Below are 17,254 nucleotides of genomic sequence, written 5' to 3'. Positions count from 1 at the left end.
AACTGTTTCCTCCATTATTTTCTGCGTACTTTCTTATTCTTTTTCTTCGTACCTTTGTGCTCTTCTTCTGAAACCGGTATTGTTCCAAGCGTGCTTAATCCCAGATACCTTTCAACATCTTCGCTGGTTTTAATTGTATCATTCATCAGATAGACGACCAAAACCACTGCCGCGGCAGCGACTCCGCCCAGCAAGGCACCCATGACTCCATTTCTCTTGGTTCTCGGCCCTACCGGATGTTCCGGGATATTGGCTTCCTCCGCCACATTGACAGCCTCGATGCTCATGACATTCTGGATATGCTGTGCCGCCACATTCCTCACAGCGTCTGCAAGCTGGCAGGCAAGATAAGGATCTTTATCCGTGACCTTGATTGTCACGATACGGGTGTCGGGCTGTGCCGCCACACTCATCTTGCCCAACAGAGTTTCGGAATTCATGTTCAGTCCCAGATTATTGATGACCGTTTCGCTGACCTTACGGCTCCTGATGAGTTCAGCGTAGTCCTTGGTGAGCAGCGTGCTTGCCTGCAGGTCTCCGTTCGTCACATTGACGCCGTCCTGCTTTGCCAGGACATATAGCTTTGTCGTGGATTCATACTGTGGTGTGACCATCAATTTGTTGAAAAGTATAACCGCCAAACCTAATATAGCTGCAGATAAAAAGATAATTCCCTTCTTACTCCACAGCTCTCTGATAAGTTCCACTAAATTGATTTCGATTTCATCTCTGTCCTGTTGATTTACTTCCATTCTGCTCTCCTAAAGTTCCTTCCCTAAAATAATAGATGGGTTCTCACGTAAAATATGTATGGCGTATTCTGTGCCCATCTTTTTCTCTATGTAATCCGCACATGTTCCCATCTGCGGAATCCGTCTGGTGCTTCCGTGGGCGTCACTTCCCACAAAATCCAGCAGATCCTCCTGCATCAGCTTTTTGCAGAAGCGTTTTATGCCCCATCCTCCTTTTCCCAGTATGCTTTCTGCATTCACCTGTATCATGCAGCCCATCTGCCGAAGTCTGTTCACCAGTTCCGGATCTCCTGCCATGCAGGAATACCGTTCTACGTGTGCCAGAATCGGCTGATAGCCGTTCGAAAGCAGACTGTAGCAGCGCTCCTTTATATAGGCCTTCGTATCTCCGCTTCCGAATTCTGTCAGAACAAAGGAAGAACCGGCAAGTGTCAGATGCTTTCTGTATTGAAAGATTTCTAACATATCCATGCTGGTGTGCAGCTCACAGCCTAAATAAAGATGCAGCTCCGGTAATATCTGCTTCGCCGCCGCCCGGAGTGCCTGAAATTGCTGCGCTATCTTTTCTTCCGGCGTTTCAAACATCTCCTTGCGGTAGTGGGGCGTCAGAATAATGTTTCTTACGCCATCGGCAAACTCCATCTCTAACATTTTTAAGCTTTCTTCCATCGAACCTGCCCCATCATCCACCTCAGGCAGAATGTGGCAATGTATATCACATATATTTTTCATAAGCGCTCCTCACATCATGTACCGTGATTCTGTCATGCAAATATACAACCTAAGCAAAAAATCGCATGTTTTTTTTAAATCCTTTCAAAATTTAATTTGAATTTAAAAGTATTCAGAAAGATTTTTATTTAAAAATGTAAATTTTGACATTTTTCTTGCAAAAATAACCATTTATCAGGTTTGTTGACTTTAGTATAACCCTTATAAAAAATATAATCAATAGAAATTTTTTTTGAAGATGTATTTATTTTTATACGATTTTCTACCTTTTTAATCGATATTTCAAAAAATTTACTATGCAGGTTTTCCCATCTTTTCCATCTTTTATATATTGCAATATTATTAAATAATTGTTACAATTACTTTGCAATTAGCTAGTGCAATTATTCAATAAGGAGGAATACACGCATGTATTTTAGCTGTGAAGACTTATTAGCCCTTATCCGCAGATGTTTAGGAAAGTAAAAATTACATATTGTTAGTCAGCGAAATGAGGCCGTCCTATGACAGCCTCATTTGCTATATAGACAGATCTTATGATTCCACTGTGACAACCGCCACATCGGATATGGCAATTCTTCCGTTGCCTGCGGTCACAACCAGACGGTATTTCTGTCCGTCTCTATAGGCCGCTACAGGGACTTTCAGCATATCGCTCTTGCTTCCCGGCATGGAAGAATCCCTCCAGATATTGGCGCCTTCGTTGCAGTACTGCCACTGGAAGGTCAGTCCATCTCCCCTGGCTTTTCCTGTAAAGGTTGCTACCTCACCGACTACTCCGCTGTAGCTGACCGGCTGACACGTAATCTCCGGTGCGCCGTCTGCGACACCGATTTTCAGCACTGCGATCCCAGATGTTGCTGTGTGTTTTCTTCCATCCGTAACCACACAGCGGTATTTCTGCCCGTTCCGTAAGTTTGTAATCGGAACGCAGATCTCTGCCGTATCATTTCCGGACATGGAGGAGGTTCTCCATATGCTGGAATCCGCATTGCAATACTCCCACTGATAGCTCAAATTACTTCCTTTGGCTTCAACGTTGAATATAGCTGTCTCCTCTGTGCTTCCGACAAAGTCTTTTGGATTGGTAATGATCTGCAGTTTTTCGGCCTCCGCTCCATTTACCCAGATAACCATCTTGGTACTGTTATTTTGTCTGGGGCTCTCAACACCATTATTTCCCCGGTTATTCCATGCATAATAAGGAATCGCCTGTAGTTTTGCAGGTGTGCCTGCGCTGTTCTGATAAACGTCATCCGAAGTAATCTCTACTACACCATTTAACAGATTTGCATTATACGCAGCTTTAAACTCTGCGTCTTTGGGAATGATAAAGCTGTGGGGGTCAAAGTCGGCAGTTCCATTGAGGTCATTATTGCCGGCTCTTTCCATTGCGTAAACAATCGGACCTCTTTCAATTGCAACTTTTCCTACCGTAGCCGCAATGTTCTCATCAGCCTCTGTCAGCCTGACCTCCATAGGCAGATCCAGCTGAATTACATCTCCGGCCTTCCATGTTCTTGTAATCTGCACATACCCCTTATCCACTGCTGCCGGAATGCTGGTTTCTTCTTCACCGGATTTCACTGTAATTCTGACATCCTGATTCTCCTGTTCGCTTACCCAGCCGGGAATACGGACATGCATCGTGAATTCCTTTTCCGTTTCCGGAGTCAGTGTGATTCCGACGCTTCCTTCCCATGGATACGCAGTTTCCTGTCTGATTCCGACATTTGTCCCGTTTACATTGACACTTCCTTCACTTCCGATATAGAGGTTTACAAAAAGGTCATCCGAATGTACGGCATACATATATCCGCTGATGGAAGCTATCGTCCGCATCAGGTTCGGCGGGCAGCATGCACATCCAAACCAGTCGGAACGGGCATTTCCATTTTTGACGTCCAAAAGACTGTCGTAGTAGAATTTATTACCATCCAGATTTGTTCCCGCCAAAACATTGTTGTACAGCACTCTTTCCACGTTGTCGATGTATTTTGCATCCTCGTGTACCAGATTCATTCTCTGGTTCCACATCGCCATCGCAATACCTGCACAGGTTTCCCCGTAGGACTTCGCCGGATCTAAGGCGTAATCCGCCCCGAAGCCTTCGGAATAGCCCTGAATGCCAACCGCTCCGGTAATAAAGGTGTTTCTATGTGTCACTCTTTCATTGATGCTGTCCAAAACGTTGAGGTAAGCAATTCTGTCACTGTCATTTTCCGGAAGCATTGCCGCTATATCGGAAGCTCCCGAATACAGGTAGGCTGCACGGACAGAATGTCCCACCACATTGTCCTGCTCCACGAATGGCAGATGATCCTGAGAATAAGAGCCTGCATTATATCCACTTGCACGCTTGTCATAGTTTCTGCCGCGCCCGTCGATGAGATGCTTCGCAAGCGCATCGTATTTTACCCCTGTGCCTTCACCTTCATTTTCCTCAACCAGTTTTGCAAGCTTTACCAGTGCAAGCTCAATTTCCTCATGTCCGGGAACCTCTCCGTCACGTGATCCGCCTTCACCAAACAGACCGTTCACATGGTCTGCCGCTCTCTTGGCAACCACATAGAGGCGATAGTCCGGCTGCCCGATGCTTTCCGTGTAACGTGTGTAGGCAACTGCTGCCTCAAAGAAGTGTCCCAGCGTGTACATCTCGTGCTGTGACATATCAAACCAGCGGTGTGTTGCGGTGTTTCCATAACCACCGCCGGAGGATGTATTGGCGCGGAGTGCAAAGTAGGTATTGAGATATCCGTCTGCATACTGTATCTGCTCAATATAGCTGATCCAGCGTTCCGCCACTTCTTTCAGGTTTTCTTTCTGTGCAGCCATCTCTGGATCCGTATCAGACTCGATGACTGACAAGGTGTAAGAGATAGCCTCAAGGGTCTTATAGATATCCGTATCCTGGAAAACAAATCCCTGGAAGCCAGAGTAGCTTTCTCCGTTCAGTCTCTTAATCGCATTCACAAAGTTCGGTTCCCCTCCGGAGGGCAGGCCGATTCTGTAAATAGCTGCATTCAGTGATTCGACAGCGTTAACCTTCTGTTTCGGCAGCCAGAAGTCATCCGTAAGATGAATATTCTCAAATGTAACCGCCGAATTCGAGGGCTGTACAACCATTGGCTCGTTAACGTTGATGACTGCCTTCGCAGGATAACTCCGGTCTGCATATACAACTTGTCCGGTCACCTCAAAGGTTTTGCCTGCTGTCGCGTAATCGCTTTCATCAAAGGAATCCATGTCCCATTCGACAGGCAGTAATTTTGCATTGAATTCTTCCGCGAAATTATAGCCGTTTCTGCCATACTTATCCGGTGTCGGCGTATCAAAGACAAGTCCGTTAACTGCAATCCGGTCAGGTAAAATCGGTGCCTTCCCGGCCGCGGTTGAAGTAATATAGTCTTCCATACTTTCAGGCCCGTCTATACGTATGTCCATGCTGGTGGATTTTACGTCTTCACCATGTGTTACGGTAAGCTGCAGCTTGCCGACACCGGTGTTTTTCGCTTTTACCTGAACACTTTCACCGGTCGTGTCACCCATAATCTCAATTGTGTCCTTATACTTCTCTTCGTCTTCAAGCACTTCCCAGTCATAGCTCACGTCACCTTCCAGAGCGCTTGGCCTATAGGAGCCGTTGAATGCAGCGGTTTGATCCAGGCCGATAACGCTTTTTCCGTCTATGCACGCGGACCAGAGGATGCTGTTATCCACCTCGCCGTATACCTTCCATTCACTGATGCCGATTCCATTACTGCCTGAACCGTTGCGGTTGATACGAAGCTGTAGTTTATCGGTCGTAATTTCATCGAAGGAAACACCGTTCCAATACGTATTCGCTCCATTGATGCCGGTTCCATTATTGTACTTTACGCCTACGCCTGCCGCCGCATTGCCGTCCTCATTTACCATCTGGTCAATTTTCACCCAGTCCTTTCCATCATGATAGTAAAGGTCTGCAGCTTTAGGAAAGGTTACGTTATTGCTGCTCGTCGGGGTTGGATTGTCTGCCCACCACATGACCTCCATACTCGACAGCTTCATGGGTTCGTCCCATGTCAGGGTAACCGGTGTCGGATATTCTGCCGCACCGCTGCCATCCCATGTATTCCAGGATGTAGCGGGGTTGCTTGTTGCCAGTTTGCCGTCATTCACATTCTTGACGGGTGTATTCTCTTTTTCCGCTGAAGCGACGGCATCGGGAGCAATGTTGCTCCCTCCGATGCCTGCTTTTGCTTCTACCGGTGCAATAAATATGGATCCTGACAGCATGGATGCAGCCAGTACGAGTGCCATGAACCTCTTTCCACTTTTTCTTTGCATCTTCCCACTCCTATCTCCTCATAAAATGTTTCGTCAGCAAGTCACAAACCTCATCTGCTTATGGTAACAACCGCCACATCGGATATGGCAATTCTTCCGTTGCCTGCGGTCACAACCAGACGGTATTTCTGTCCGTCTCTATAGGTCGCTACAGGGACTTTCAGCATATCACTCTTATTCCCCACCATGGAAGAATCCCTCCAGATATTGGAGCCTTCGTTGCAGTACTGCCACTGAAGGGTAAGTCCTTCTCCCTGGGCTTTTCCTGTAAAGGTTGCCATTTCACCGATTGCACCACGGTAGCTGACTGGCTGAAGTGTAATCACCGGTGCACCGTCTGCAGCACCGATTTTCAATGCCGCCATCTCAGAGGTTGCTGTGTTGCCCCTTCCATCGGTAATCACACAGCGGTATCTCTGCCCATCCCTCAATCTGGTAATCGGAACGCTGATTTCCTTTGTATCATTTCCGGTCATAGAGGAAATCCTCCATATATTGGAGTTTATGTTGCAGTATTCCCACTGATAGCTCAGGTCGCTCCCTTCGGCTTCAACGTTGAAAATGGCTGTTTCCTCCACACTTCCGACGAAATCGGTCGGGTTGGTGATGATGCGAAGCTCTTCGGGCTCCGGTTCCACATACTGTTCCTCCAGTTTTACATACGCATGATATCTGTATCCGTGTCCATCATAGAGCGGGCGGAAGGTCAGTCCGTTCGTGTACAGCTCCGGCACTGTACCGCTGTAGCTTTCACCGGAACCGATTTGAACGCTCTTGCTTAAATCAGATTCCAGTGCGACGGTATACCAGTTCATCTTTTCATACTTCGCCCGGTTGTCTTGTGCCGCCATAACCAGGGGACCATACATGAGAGAGGCAACGGTGGAGCCGTCTACCTTATCCGGTGTTTTGTCCAGATGAAGTGTATAGGGCATATGAATCGTCACTACATCCCCGTCTGCCCATTCTCTGTTTATCTCTACATAGCTGCTGACCTCCGGGTTCTCAATGACGGTCTTTCCGTTTACAGATACCGTAAATCCTTCTGTTGCCCAGTAAGGCACACGCAGTTTCATGCCAAAGTTTCCGGAACCGCTTACCGTCAATTTTGTGTCTTCCGATGGAAAAGCCGTTTCCTGTTTCACCGATACTCCCATCTCTTTCCAGTGCACCGTAGACGGCAAATAGAGGTTTACATACAGTGTGTCTTCCTTCTTTGCATAGGCTGCTTCCTGGTATTTCAGATGATTTTCCATACCGGTTCCCATACAGCAGGTAAAGCCATTATAATCGTAGGTCCGCATCTGTCCCGGATCAATTGGCATCATGTAAGTAACTCCCTGAATGCCCTGAGACAGATCCGGGCTTTGAGACGCCAGAATCTGATTGGTCAAGGTACGCTCATAGTAATCCATGTAGGCTGCATTGTCCGGGTTATACTCATAGAGATCCTTGGTCAGTTTCAGCAAGTTGTATGCGCAGCAGGTCTCACAGTTCTCTCCACGGTAATCGGATGCATGGATATTCGCTCCCTGTTCATACGGCTTCTGATATCTTTCACCTGTTCCCACTCCACCGATAGAATACGCATAGCGGCTCCCATTCATCTCCCAGAAGTTCTCGGCCAGATTGTAATAATAGGGATTTCCGGTCGCGCTGTATTCTTTCAAAGCTCCGAGAATCTGCGGTATATGCTGGTTTGCGTGTCTGCCTTGTATCGTGTCTACATTACCGGCCAGTCCGTCAAACAATGTCGCATTATCAAACATCTCCGCTGTTTCTTTATATTTTTCATCACCGGTGATTTCATAAAGCCTCGCCATGGCCTCATTCATACCTCCATACTCACCGGCTATATACATATCCCACATGGCTTTCCGCGTTTCCGGTTCCAGTGCGGAGAGTCTTCTGTAAACCCAGGTTCCGATCCCCTCGGCAACCTCAAGCGCTTCTTCGTTACCTGTGTATTTGTACGCATCGATTGCTCCTGTGAGGATTTTATGCAGTGTGTAGTAAGGTGCCCAGATGCTTGCATAGGGTGTAAACTGCTCCAAAAGTGCAAATTGATCCGGTGAGTAGGCACTTATAAATCCTTCTCCCCATTCATTCGGGTCTTTGCTCCAGTATGCAGATCCCGGGTTCTGTTTGGATGCCTTGGTTACAAAATCCTCTGCATTTCCCTTGGATAGTTTCTGCATCCCTCTCAATTCATGGATCATATAATCCAGCTTATCCTTGAAACGTTCCTCTCCGGTAGAAGCATAGCCGATCGCCAGTGCCGACATATAATGTCCTGTAGCATGCCCCCTTAAAAGCCCCGTCGGATCTTCCCATCCGCCATAGGGTTTTGCGCCCTTCGTATCCTGGCCGAAGGTGACTCTGAAGTTATAGAGATATCGGTCCGCATCCATGTTGTCGAGCGTACTGATCGCCCGCTGGAGGTTCTGCCCGAAGATTGTGTCTGTTCCGTCCAGTGTCACATCGGACAGAGCGAAATTCGTTACACTTTTTTCCGGTGCGGTGGCTTCTTTGTCAACGACTGAAATCATTGCCTTTACGTCCATATCATAATCTACCAGATGTCCGGTAATTACCTGCTGCCCTTCTTCGGCAAACTGACTTGCCTTCAGATCCACAGGCCATACAACTTTCTCGCTTCCCTTCGTCTGATCACTGTATGTTACAGTTACCTGGGAAGGAAGGGATGGCAGCACACCCACGCGCGTTTCACCGCTGTAATCTTCTGCGGAAATGATCCGCTTCTTCGTATAGACGGAAAGGACTGTGGCTGTAAAGGTTCTTTGTGTACTGGCTGCACCATAGGTAATCGTTGCCGTCAGTACTACTTCCTTATCTTCACCCATCGGTCTTGTTACTGCGCCCGTGGACGAGATGACTGCGGGATCAGCGGACTCCCAGGTAATGGAAGATCCGTAGAAGCCTGCCTCCGGAAGCGCAATATCTTTGGTTATACTGCTTATATTCCCAAGATCAATTGCATCGGCATCCTGCTCTGCCCTCGCTTCATCTGTAAGCTCCTCCGCCACTGTGACGATAAACTCCTTCGTGGCAACAGCTTCTCCATAAGAAATTGTGGCTGTCAATGTTACCTGGGCATCGCCGGATCCATATTCCGGTCTGTGCACGGTTCCATCCGCTGCCAAAATCTCCTCGTTATCCGAAGCCCAGCTGATATCGCAGTCAAGTGTGCCCTTCACAGGCAGTGTCAGATTCTCTGTTACATAGGAAAGGTCTCCCAGATCCAGAAGATCCTTTTCTCTTTCCACACGTACCCCGTCTTCAATAGCCAGGTCACTTACGATTTCTTCCTGCGTTTTCGCATAGTCATAGATCTTAAAATCAGCAATCATGCCTTTAAAGAGGTCATTGCCAAACTGTCCATATCCAATCCAGTTCTGGTTGCTTCCCTTTACTGCTTTTAAGTCGGTATCCGTCTTTTTCGTACCTATTAAAAGACCGTCTTCATAAAGGGACATGCTCTTTTCCGAGCCGTCGAAGGTAACGTCAAGCCTGGTCCACCGTTCAGCTGCAAGATCCGAACCTTTTTCCGGGCCGATTTCCTTGCTCCACCCATTGTTTGTGAGTGCCGCTGTCAGCCCCATATGACCGGAATTGCGTCCATTGCTGATGAGATACAGGTAGCTTTGGGTGCCCGACCCGAAGTCCCATACTCTCTGATAGGTATTTCCATCCGGCTTCTGGTATACCCAGCAGCTTAATGTCACATCCTCAAGGCCATTGAAAATCCCTGAGGGCACTTCGATGTAGGGTGATGTTTGACTGGGCTGTCCGCCTTTGAATTCAAAGGCATATTTTGTTTCTCCATGAATTGTCACTTCCCGGATATTCTTAGGGGAACCCAGGGGTTGTGTAACCCCTGTTTTTCCGTTCCCGCTCACATCGTCGATGACCTGCCCATCCAGATCCTGAAAATCATAATGCAATATCAAGCCTTTATCATCACTTGTATCTGCCATTACCGGTGCGGCATTGGTCAAAGGTGACAGTACCATGACTGTTGTTAGACCAATACTCACCATCTTCTTGATACCACTCTTCAACATGCTTCCTCCTCCTTTTGCTGCTTTAAAACTTTTCAACAAGTTCTGCTGCATACTGTAAAATCCTGGACGCATCGTCCGTACCGACTTTTCCATCTCTGGTTACATCGGCCGCCTGTTCTGCATCTTCTTCCAGATCGGTCAGTTCTGCCATCGCTTTCAGTACGGCTGCACTGTCCTGGGAATCAATCTTTCCGTTATGATCCACGTCTCCCAGAAGCCTTACCTCCATGCACTCCACAATCAGCGCTTTCAGTGCTTCATCTACCTCTTCTTGTGTGGGATCTTCTTTACCGCAGATGCTCCTGGCATTTTGCAGACTTTCCTCCAGGCCTTTCAGACTGTCGGCGGTATACTGGTCCCCATTTTTCAGAATCTTCTCTGCCATCGCTATGGCATTCTCCAGCTCTGCCTTATCACTCCCGGGGACAAGTCCCAGCAGCGCATCGGACAATGATTTACACGCTTCTGCCACTTCTTCTTCCGTTGCCTTTTTATCCTCCAGAACTGTAGTTGCAGATGCCAGTGCTTCTTCCAGCACCTTTACAGAAGCTGCCGTATAATGACCGGCATCTTTTAGAACCGCTGCTGCGTAATCAATCAACGTCTGCAGACGTTCCTTATCCACAGGCTCCTGCCGGATCAGGCTGATCGTAGCTTCCATCAGGTCATTCGTAGCTTTTAAGACTGCTGCCTTTCCTTCTGTGACATCCGCATAGTCTGTTCCATATACGGTCTTCGCTGCCTCTAACGCCTCCCGAAGTGCCGCAATGCTTTCCTCCGTATACTCCTGCAGCCCCTCTTCGTCAGCCAGGAATGCTTCGGCATAGTCAATGGCAGCCTTAAGGCCGGTCTTTTGCACGGCTTTCGTCAGATTCAGGTAGCTGTCCAGCAGGGACAGGAACATATCGTCGACTGCCTTCTGTGTCAGACCCGTTTCCTTAAGAAGTGCTTTGGCCGTATCAAGGTTCTCCTCCATCCGCGCCCAGGAGTCAGGTGTATAGTTGTCCTTCTTATCCGCCATTCCTTCCAGCATTGTGATAAGGGATTCCAGAGATGTTGTGTCAACCGCCGGTGTTGCTTCCTCTTCCCCCTCCGGAACCACACGCAGGGATTTCACATACAGGCCGGCGTTGAAATTCCTGATGCCAAACATACCGTATTGATATGCATCATCCTGTACCTCATAGCATAATTCATCATCCACATAGACAGCGATTTTGTCATCCTTTACGCGTACTTTGAAATCGTACCACTTATCCGGGTCTACCGGATAGTCGGTGTCGTTCTTTATCGGACGCCATCCATACCTTAAATCTCCCAGTTCAATACCGCTCTGGTCGCTCTGTGCATCTCCCTTTTTCGGGTTGTAATTGATGCCTGCTACGTAACCGCGAAGGTCATCCTGACCGCTTCCGAAATCGGAAGACCGGAAGATGAATCCGCCATTTGATTTTGCTTCAGAAGATACATCCAGCTTCATCTTTGCGGATAGTGTGTAGTTGCCCCAGGTGGCATATCCATTCACCATCTTGCTTCCTTTGCCCGGCTGGATATGCAAGATGTTGTCGTCCACGGAAAAATCACCGGCGATGATCTCCCATCCGTTCAGTGCTCCGTTTTCGAAATTTTCCTCATAGATAAACTGGTCCTTTACCTCCACATGATCAAAGGAAACACTGCTGTCTTTCGTTGTCAGTCCCACTTTTCCCTTTGCATACGTTTGGTCGGTCACCTTCATGACTTCTTTTCCGTCAACATGTGTTGTGTAGAGATTATTCGCAGCCGTAACTGCCACATGGTGGGATCCGGGTGACAGATTCAGCGAGACCTCTTTCAGTACGGCAGAAGCCCCGTTACGATTCAGCACAAATTGTACTTTATTTTGCTTCTCATCCAAAAGAACCTGATAGCCTGACAAACCTTCCTCATGAAGCTTTCCACGTACAATCAGTCCCGCGAGAGAATCCTTTCCGAGCACAACATCCGCCTCCAGCTTCAAATCGCTCCACCCTGCATTTCCAACTAAAGCGCAGCCGGAGGGGTCAGTCTCCGTCTGACCGGCCGACAGTTTCATCTTCCCATCTGTCCCCCAGGTTCCGGCCGTATCCCATTCCGCGATGCTGCCATTCTCAAAATCTGCATGATAGCGCGGTGCGGTGGACACCACCAGATTATCCAGAGTTCCGGCAGCACGGAATCCACGAATTGCTACTCCTCCTCCTTGATAGGTAGCATCATAAACATCCAGTTCCGGCGATGTCTCATCATCCAGGTACACTCTGATACGTGGTCCGACTGCCTCCACGCGGAGCCGATGGATCTCATCCACATCCATTTCTCCGATGGTTTTCAGCCCCAGCTGGGTCCATTTCGGGTTACCGTTCCTGTCCATGCGGCCAAGAATCACAAAACCCTTTCCTTTATTTTCATTGTCCCGGTCTTCGATACCAATTCCGGCATAGTATCCGTTTGCCGCATCTGTACCGATTCCGAAATCGCTTCCCCGGAAGATAAATCCGATATTTCCGTCTGCATTCTTTTTGGTAATTGCTATATCCGCCTCAAGTACCAGATCCTCCGCCGTGATGTCCTTGAGAACTGCTTTATCCCCATCCTGGGTTGTGATGGAAAGCTTATTGTCAGAGGTCACGGTACTCTTCCAGTCATTTCCAACAATCGTATAACGGCTGTCAAAGGTTTTCTGTGCCAGGATAAAATGATCGGTATAGTTTACTTCACTTTGTCCCTCGCTCTGCACTGCCTCATAGCTTTCCGGAGATATCGTCAGTTCATCGATTCTTCCTTCCGCCCGTGATCTGAGGGCAACAGCACCGGTATAGCCACTGTAATCATAGATATCAATCACCGCTTCCGGTGCATGATCTGCGAATACTTGGATATGGTCATCAAACAGCGTGATTTTCACCGGGTGTTCTCCCTCACTTAAGGTGACTGCGGGAGCCAGCACACTGCCGTCTGCCTTCAACAATTCAAGTGTTGTTCCGTGATTGCTTTGTCTTACATAGTAGCCGCTTTCATTCGCTGCATCATACCGGACAAGAATACCTGCATCTTCTCCTGAAAGAAGCGCCTCAACAGAATAGTTTGCCTGCTCTGTATCAATTACATGTGCCGTCTCCTTGTTTAGCTGCATGCTCTCCTGTGCGGTGTACAGCTCCTGTGGATTCAGGATAATTGCCGGATTCACCGCATAGCGTCCATTGGTTTCATCATAAAGACGTAATCCGCCTTTGTGTTTTGCATCCTCCTTTACCTGACAGGTCACGGTAATTTCTTTTGAATCCGTAAGTGTAGCCGCTACTGCTGCCACCTGATCCTGCGTGAGATTTAAATTCACCAGGTATCCGAAATTACCGGCACTGGAACCGCCATTTAACCCCTGTGGTAAAGTTAAGGTACCGCGTATATCTCTCGGATTATCCGGCAGATATACTGTATCAATCTCCACCCCGTTGACCAGAACCGTCATGTCAGATGCCAGCTCACTGCCTTTCGTAGTCTGTGCCTGTGCCGAATTGGAAGCGGTGGCACCTTTGTTGGAAGACGCCTCAGTCAGCAGCCGAAGCTGCTTTAATGTGTTGCTGTCAAAGTCCTCCGGAACAGTAAATGTAAGTTTGCTACTTCCGGTGCCGCTCACATCGGATGTACGGTCCGTGTTTTTTAATAGGAAAGAATTCTCTCCGATCTGACTGATTTCATCGGAAGTTTTTCCATCGGACACGATGACATTTGCAAAGTTTTTCGCAACCACTTCACCGTCCTGGTTTTCAATCCACACCGTTACTGTTCCGACGCATTCCTGTGAGGGCAGACGGAATTCTATCGTGTTGGATTCTCTCTGATACGGCCCGAAAGCAATATCAAAGGCTCCTGAAAGCCCTGTAGATATCTGATTTCCATAGACATCGGTCGCATCAAACCTCCATCTTAAGGTATGAGTGGGAAGTGTTTCATCCGTCCATCGCATACTGACAGCCGGTGCCGAATATTGTGCTCCCGGTTTTGCCACCAGTGCAGGATTTACGTCCAGACCAACATACTCCGGCTGCGTCAGATCATTGATTGACATATCGCCGCCATAAGCAACCTCATCATATCCAAATATCTTTTCCCGCCTGTCATAGGTCAGAATACCATTTCTTTCATATTCAATATCATAGGGTTCCGTATAGACAAAGCCGCTGAGTTTTTCCTGTTGTCTCAACAGATCGGTCTGATACTTAAAGCACCAGGAGACATCCCAATCCCCATCATAGGCCGCTACCCCGCCATATTCACTGTTCAGGAACGGCTCACCCTGATAGGTGTTCCCAAAGCGGAAGTTTCTGGTTGCACCTTCCTCCGCTCCTTCTGCAAAATATTTCACATCATTCTTGGAGCTTGTATATCCTTTGGGATACATATGAAAGGTGTTGAGGTCCGTGGGTTGGATATGGTCCTGGTTACAGGGGCTCATATCCTCGACCAGAATATTGGGGGCCAGTTCTTTTGCATGCGCATACATCCGCTGCACCCACTGGTACGTGCTCTCCCCTTCATCATTCTTAATGTTGACGTTTGTCTCGCTGTTGAAATAGGCGGACTGCAGCCCCCAGGTTTCATTGAAGAGCATGACTGAAATGACGCTGGGATGATTGTAAATCAACTCTGTAAGCATGTTTTCCAGTGCATATTCGTAATGCCCGCGCCCCGGTGTGGCGGCGCCCCCGGTGATTTTTCCACCTTTTACGGGAACCATCGCCGTAGCGTGCGGCATATCCTGCCATACAAACATACCCAGCTTGTCCGCCCAATAATATTGCAGCGGATCTTCGATTTTCAGATGTTTCCGGATCATGTTAAAGTCCAGATTCTTCATGGCCTGAAGGTCAAAGCGAAGATCATCTTCCGACGGAGCCGTATAGATGCCCTCTGCCCAGAAGCCCTGATCCAGAAGTCCTGACAGATAGACCGGCTCATGGTTTACATAGATATACTCCACTGTTTTTCCATCATACTTTTCTGAAGAAATCTCGCGCTGTCCAAAATAAGTGGAAACCTGATCCAGGACAGTACCATTGGCGTCTTTTACGGTAATTGTCCCTTCGTATAAGTTAGGTTCATCATAGTTCCATAATTTTTGTTCCGGAATGTCTGCCGGTGACAGGGAGTACTGCTGCTCTCCTGCTGTTACGGCAATCGTCTGTGCGCCGCTGAATGCAGAACCGGTATTCGGATTCTCATCCGTTTCCTGGTTGTAGAGAGTACTTTGAAATTCGTATTCTACGGTCACTGTCTGGTCTTTTTCACTGGTGAGATTCACATCAAATTGGACGGCCGAGGCATCAATATCCGGATTTGCATGCACATAATTCATATAGGTCCCGGTTCTTCCCTCCAGATAGACGGTCTGCCAGATACCGCTTGTATGTGTATAGCCGCAGGGAGCATTCAGTCCCTGTTTTCCTACCAGTGCCGGATAACTGTCATCGCCATAGGAGGACTTGTCTTCCACCATCAGAGAGATGGTATTCGGTGTCCCGTCGGTTGTGACGAAGTCTGTGATATCATATTCAAAAGCCGTATAACCACCTACATGGTCACCTACATGTGCTCCATTTACCCAAAGAGAACACTTCCAGTCAACAGCACCGAATTTCAGAAAGATCTGTTGCTCTTTCCATGTCTCATCCAGTACAAGTTCCCGCTGATACCATGCCACGCCCAGATAATCTGTATCACCAATTCCGCTTAGCTCGGATTCCCAGCAAAACGGTACATTGATCTTTTGCCCGAAGTCTTTTTTTCCAGCCTCGAACCAGCTTTCATCCATGCCCACTTCCTTCTTGTCATAGGCAAAATCCCACCAGCCGTTCAGGTTCATCCATTTTTCCCGCATCCAGTCAGGTCTTGGGTGTTCCGGCCGGTCACTGGATCCATCCTCTGTCGTCGTTACGGAAAATGTCTGCGAGGACACAATTGTGGTTTTCCCTGCCACTGCCTTAATCCGGTAGGTCCCTACCTTCAGGTCTCCCGGAACATTGCAGACAATTTCTCCTGCTTCCCTGGAAACCACCTCCGGGAAGATTCTTTTTGTCAGAGAATTTCCATTTCTTCCTACGATCTCCACGCTGGTATCCTCTGCCCCCAGATTTTCACCCAGGACTTTGATTGTTCCGCCGATTTCACCCTCGTCTTTGGATAGCTGTGCCTCAGATACATCCAGCTCACTTATCACCGCTCCATCATAATCGGAAGACAGATAAAATACATTTGCCGGTATGATTTCTTTTTCGGTAATGCTGTTGTCATTCTTCCAGAATAAAGTTACATGGGAGCCTCCATCGAATTCAAAATAGTCTGTTTTAAAATCGTAGGCTTCTCCGGCCTTCAGTGTAACCTCTTTACTGGTCTGTTCCTTATCGTACTGGTTTACCCACCAGGTTAAAATCTGGTCATTGTCCAGGGTGATTTTCACCCCATTATCCGAATAGGCATAAAAGGTATAGGTTCCATCTTCCGGTGCGATAATACGGCCCGTCCATCTGACGCCTGCCATATTTTTCTGCCCGGTTCGCTCTTGCAATATCTCTTCCATCGAGCCAAATGCGATATTCTCATCCACGGATCTGGATTTTTTCTCTTCAAAGACCAGATCTGTATTCATCGTGTAATACTCACCCAGAAGACCATGATAGACCGGAGAGTTCTCTTCCTCTGGAGGTTCCTCCGCCTCTTCCGGTTGTGTAAATGCACTGGATGGTATGACTTCTTTTGCCACGGATCCGTCATTGCTCCAGCTTAAGGTAACATGCTGTCCTCCCGTCCACTCCAGAAAATCGAACTCAAATTTATACATTCTTCCTTCTTCCAGATAGACCGGGCTGCTGGTCTGTTCCTGATCCCACTTTGTCGTCCACCAGTCAATCATCCGGTCATCGTCCAGATACAATCTGACGCCATTATCAGAATCGGTATGGAACTGATATGCTCCTGTTTCCGGCACTGAAAGATATCCGGTCCAGCGTATTCCCACATAGTCGCTGACACCTGTATATTGTTCGAACAGCTGACCCAGTTTGTTGTTGTCCTTCGGATGATTGATATTCTCTTCTACAGTCTCACCCTTTTTCACTTCAAAGCTCATATCCGCCCTGTCAGCCAGATAATACTCTGCCTTCAGACCTGCATCTGCCTCTGCACGATAAGCAGTCTCAGGTGCCGCTGCACTTGCAGTTATGCAAGGTGCACTGGCCAGTACAACAGCTAACAATGCACTTAATAGTCTTTTTCCCATATGATCCCCCTGCATTTTATAGGGACTCCCACAGAAAAGAAGCTCTCCTGTGGGAGTCT

General features: G+C 47.9%; 5 protein-coding genes. All 5 read right to left on the bottom strand.

The features are described 5' to 3' along the window. Positions 1–14: 14 nt before the first annotated feature. On the bottom strand, positions 15–752 hold the full coding sequence (locus KNL20_RS03225; RefSeq protein WP_230399207.1) for a YveK family protein: 738 nt from the start codon (positions 750–752) through the stop codon (positions 15–17). A 9-nt stretch (positions 753–761) separates the two neighbouring features. After that, a complete protein-coding gene (locus KNL20_RS03220; RefSeq protein ID WP_230399206.1) occupies positions 762–1,484 on the bottom strand; it encodes a CpsB/CapC family capsule biosynthesis tyrosine phosphatase in 723 nt (240 codons plus the stop codon). Positions 1,485–2,018: 534 nt separating this feature from the next. Beyond that, on the bottom strand, positions 2,019–5,813 hold the full coding sequence (locus KNL20_RS03215; protein ID WP_230399205.1) for a glycoside hydrolase family 127 protein: 3,795 nt from the start codon (positions 5,811–5,813) through the stop codon (positions 2,019–2,021). Positions 5,814–5,863: 50 nt separating this feature from the next. Continuing rightward, on the bottom strand, positions 5,864–9,898 hold the full coding sequence (locus KNL20_RS03210; RefSeq protein WP_230399204.1) for a beta-L-arabinofuranosidase domain-containing protein: 4,035 nt from the start codon (positions 9,896–9,898) through the stop codon (positions 5,864–5,866). A gap of 22 nt (positions 9,899–9,920) precedes the next feature. Further along, positions 9,921–17,195: a PA14 domain-containing protein gene (locus KNL20_RS03205; RefSeq protein WP_230399203.1), complete on the bottom strand. Its 7,275-nt coding sequence runs from the start codon at positions 17,193–17,195 to the stop codon at positions 9,921–9,923. Positions 17,196–17,254: the final 59 nt, after the last annotated feature.

It is taken from the genome of Novisyntrophococcus fermenticellae (assembly GCF_018866245.1).
GTDB classification, from domain to species: Bacteria; Bacillota; Clostridia; order Lachnospirales; family Lachnospiraceae; genus Novisyntrophococcus; species Novisyntrophococcus fermenticellae.
This window is presented reverse-complemented; position numbering and strand designations above follow the sequence as displayed.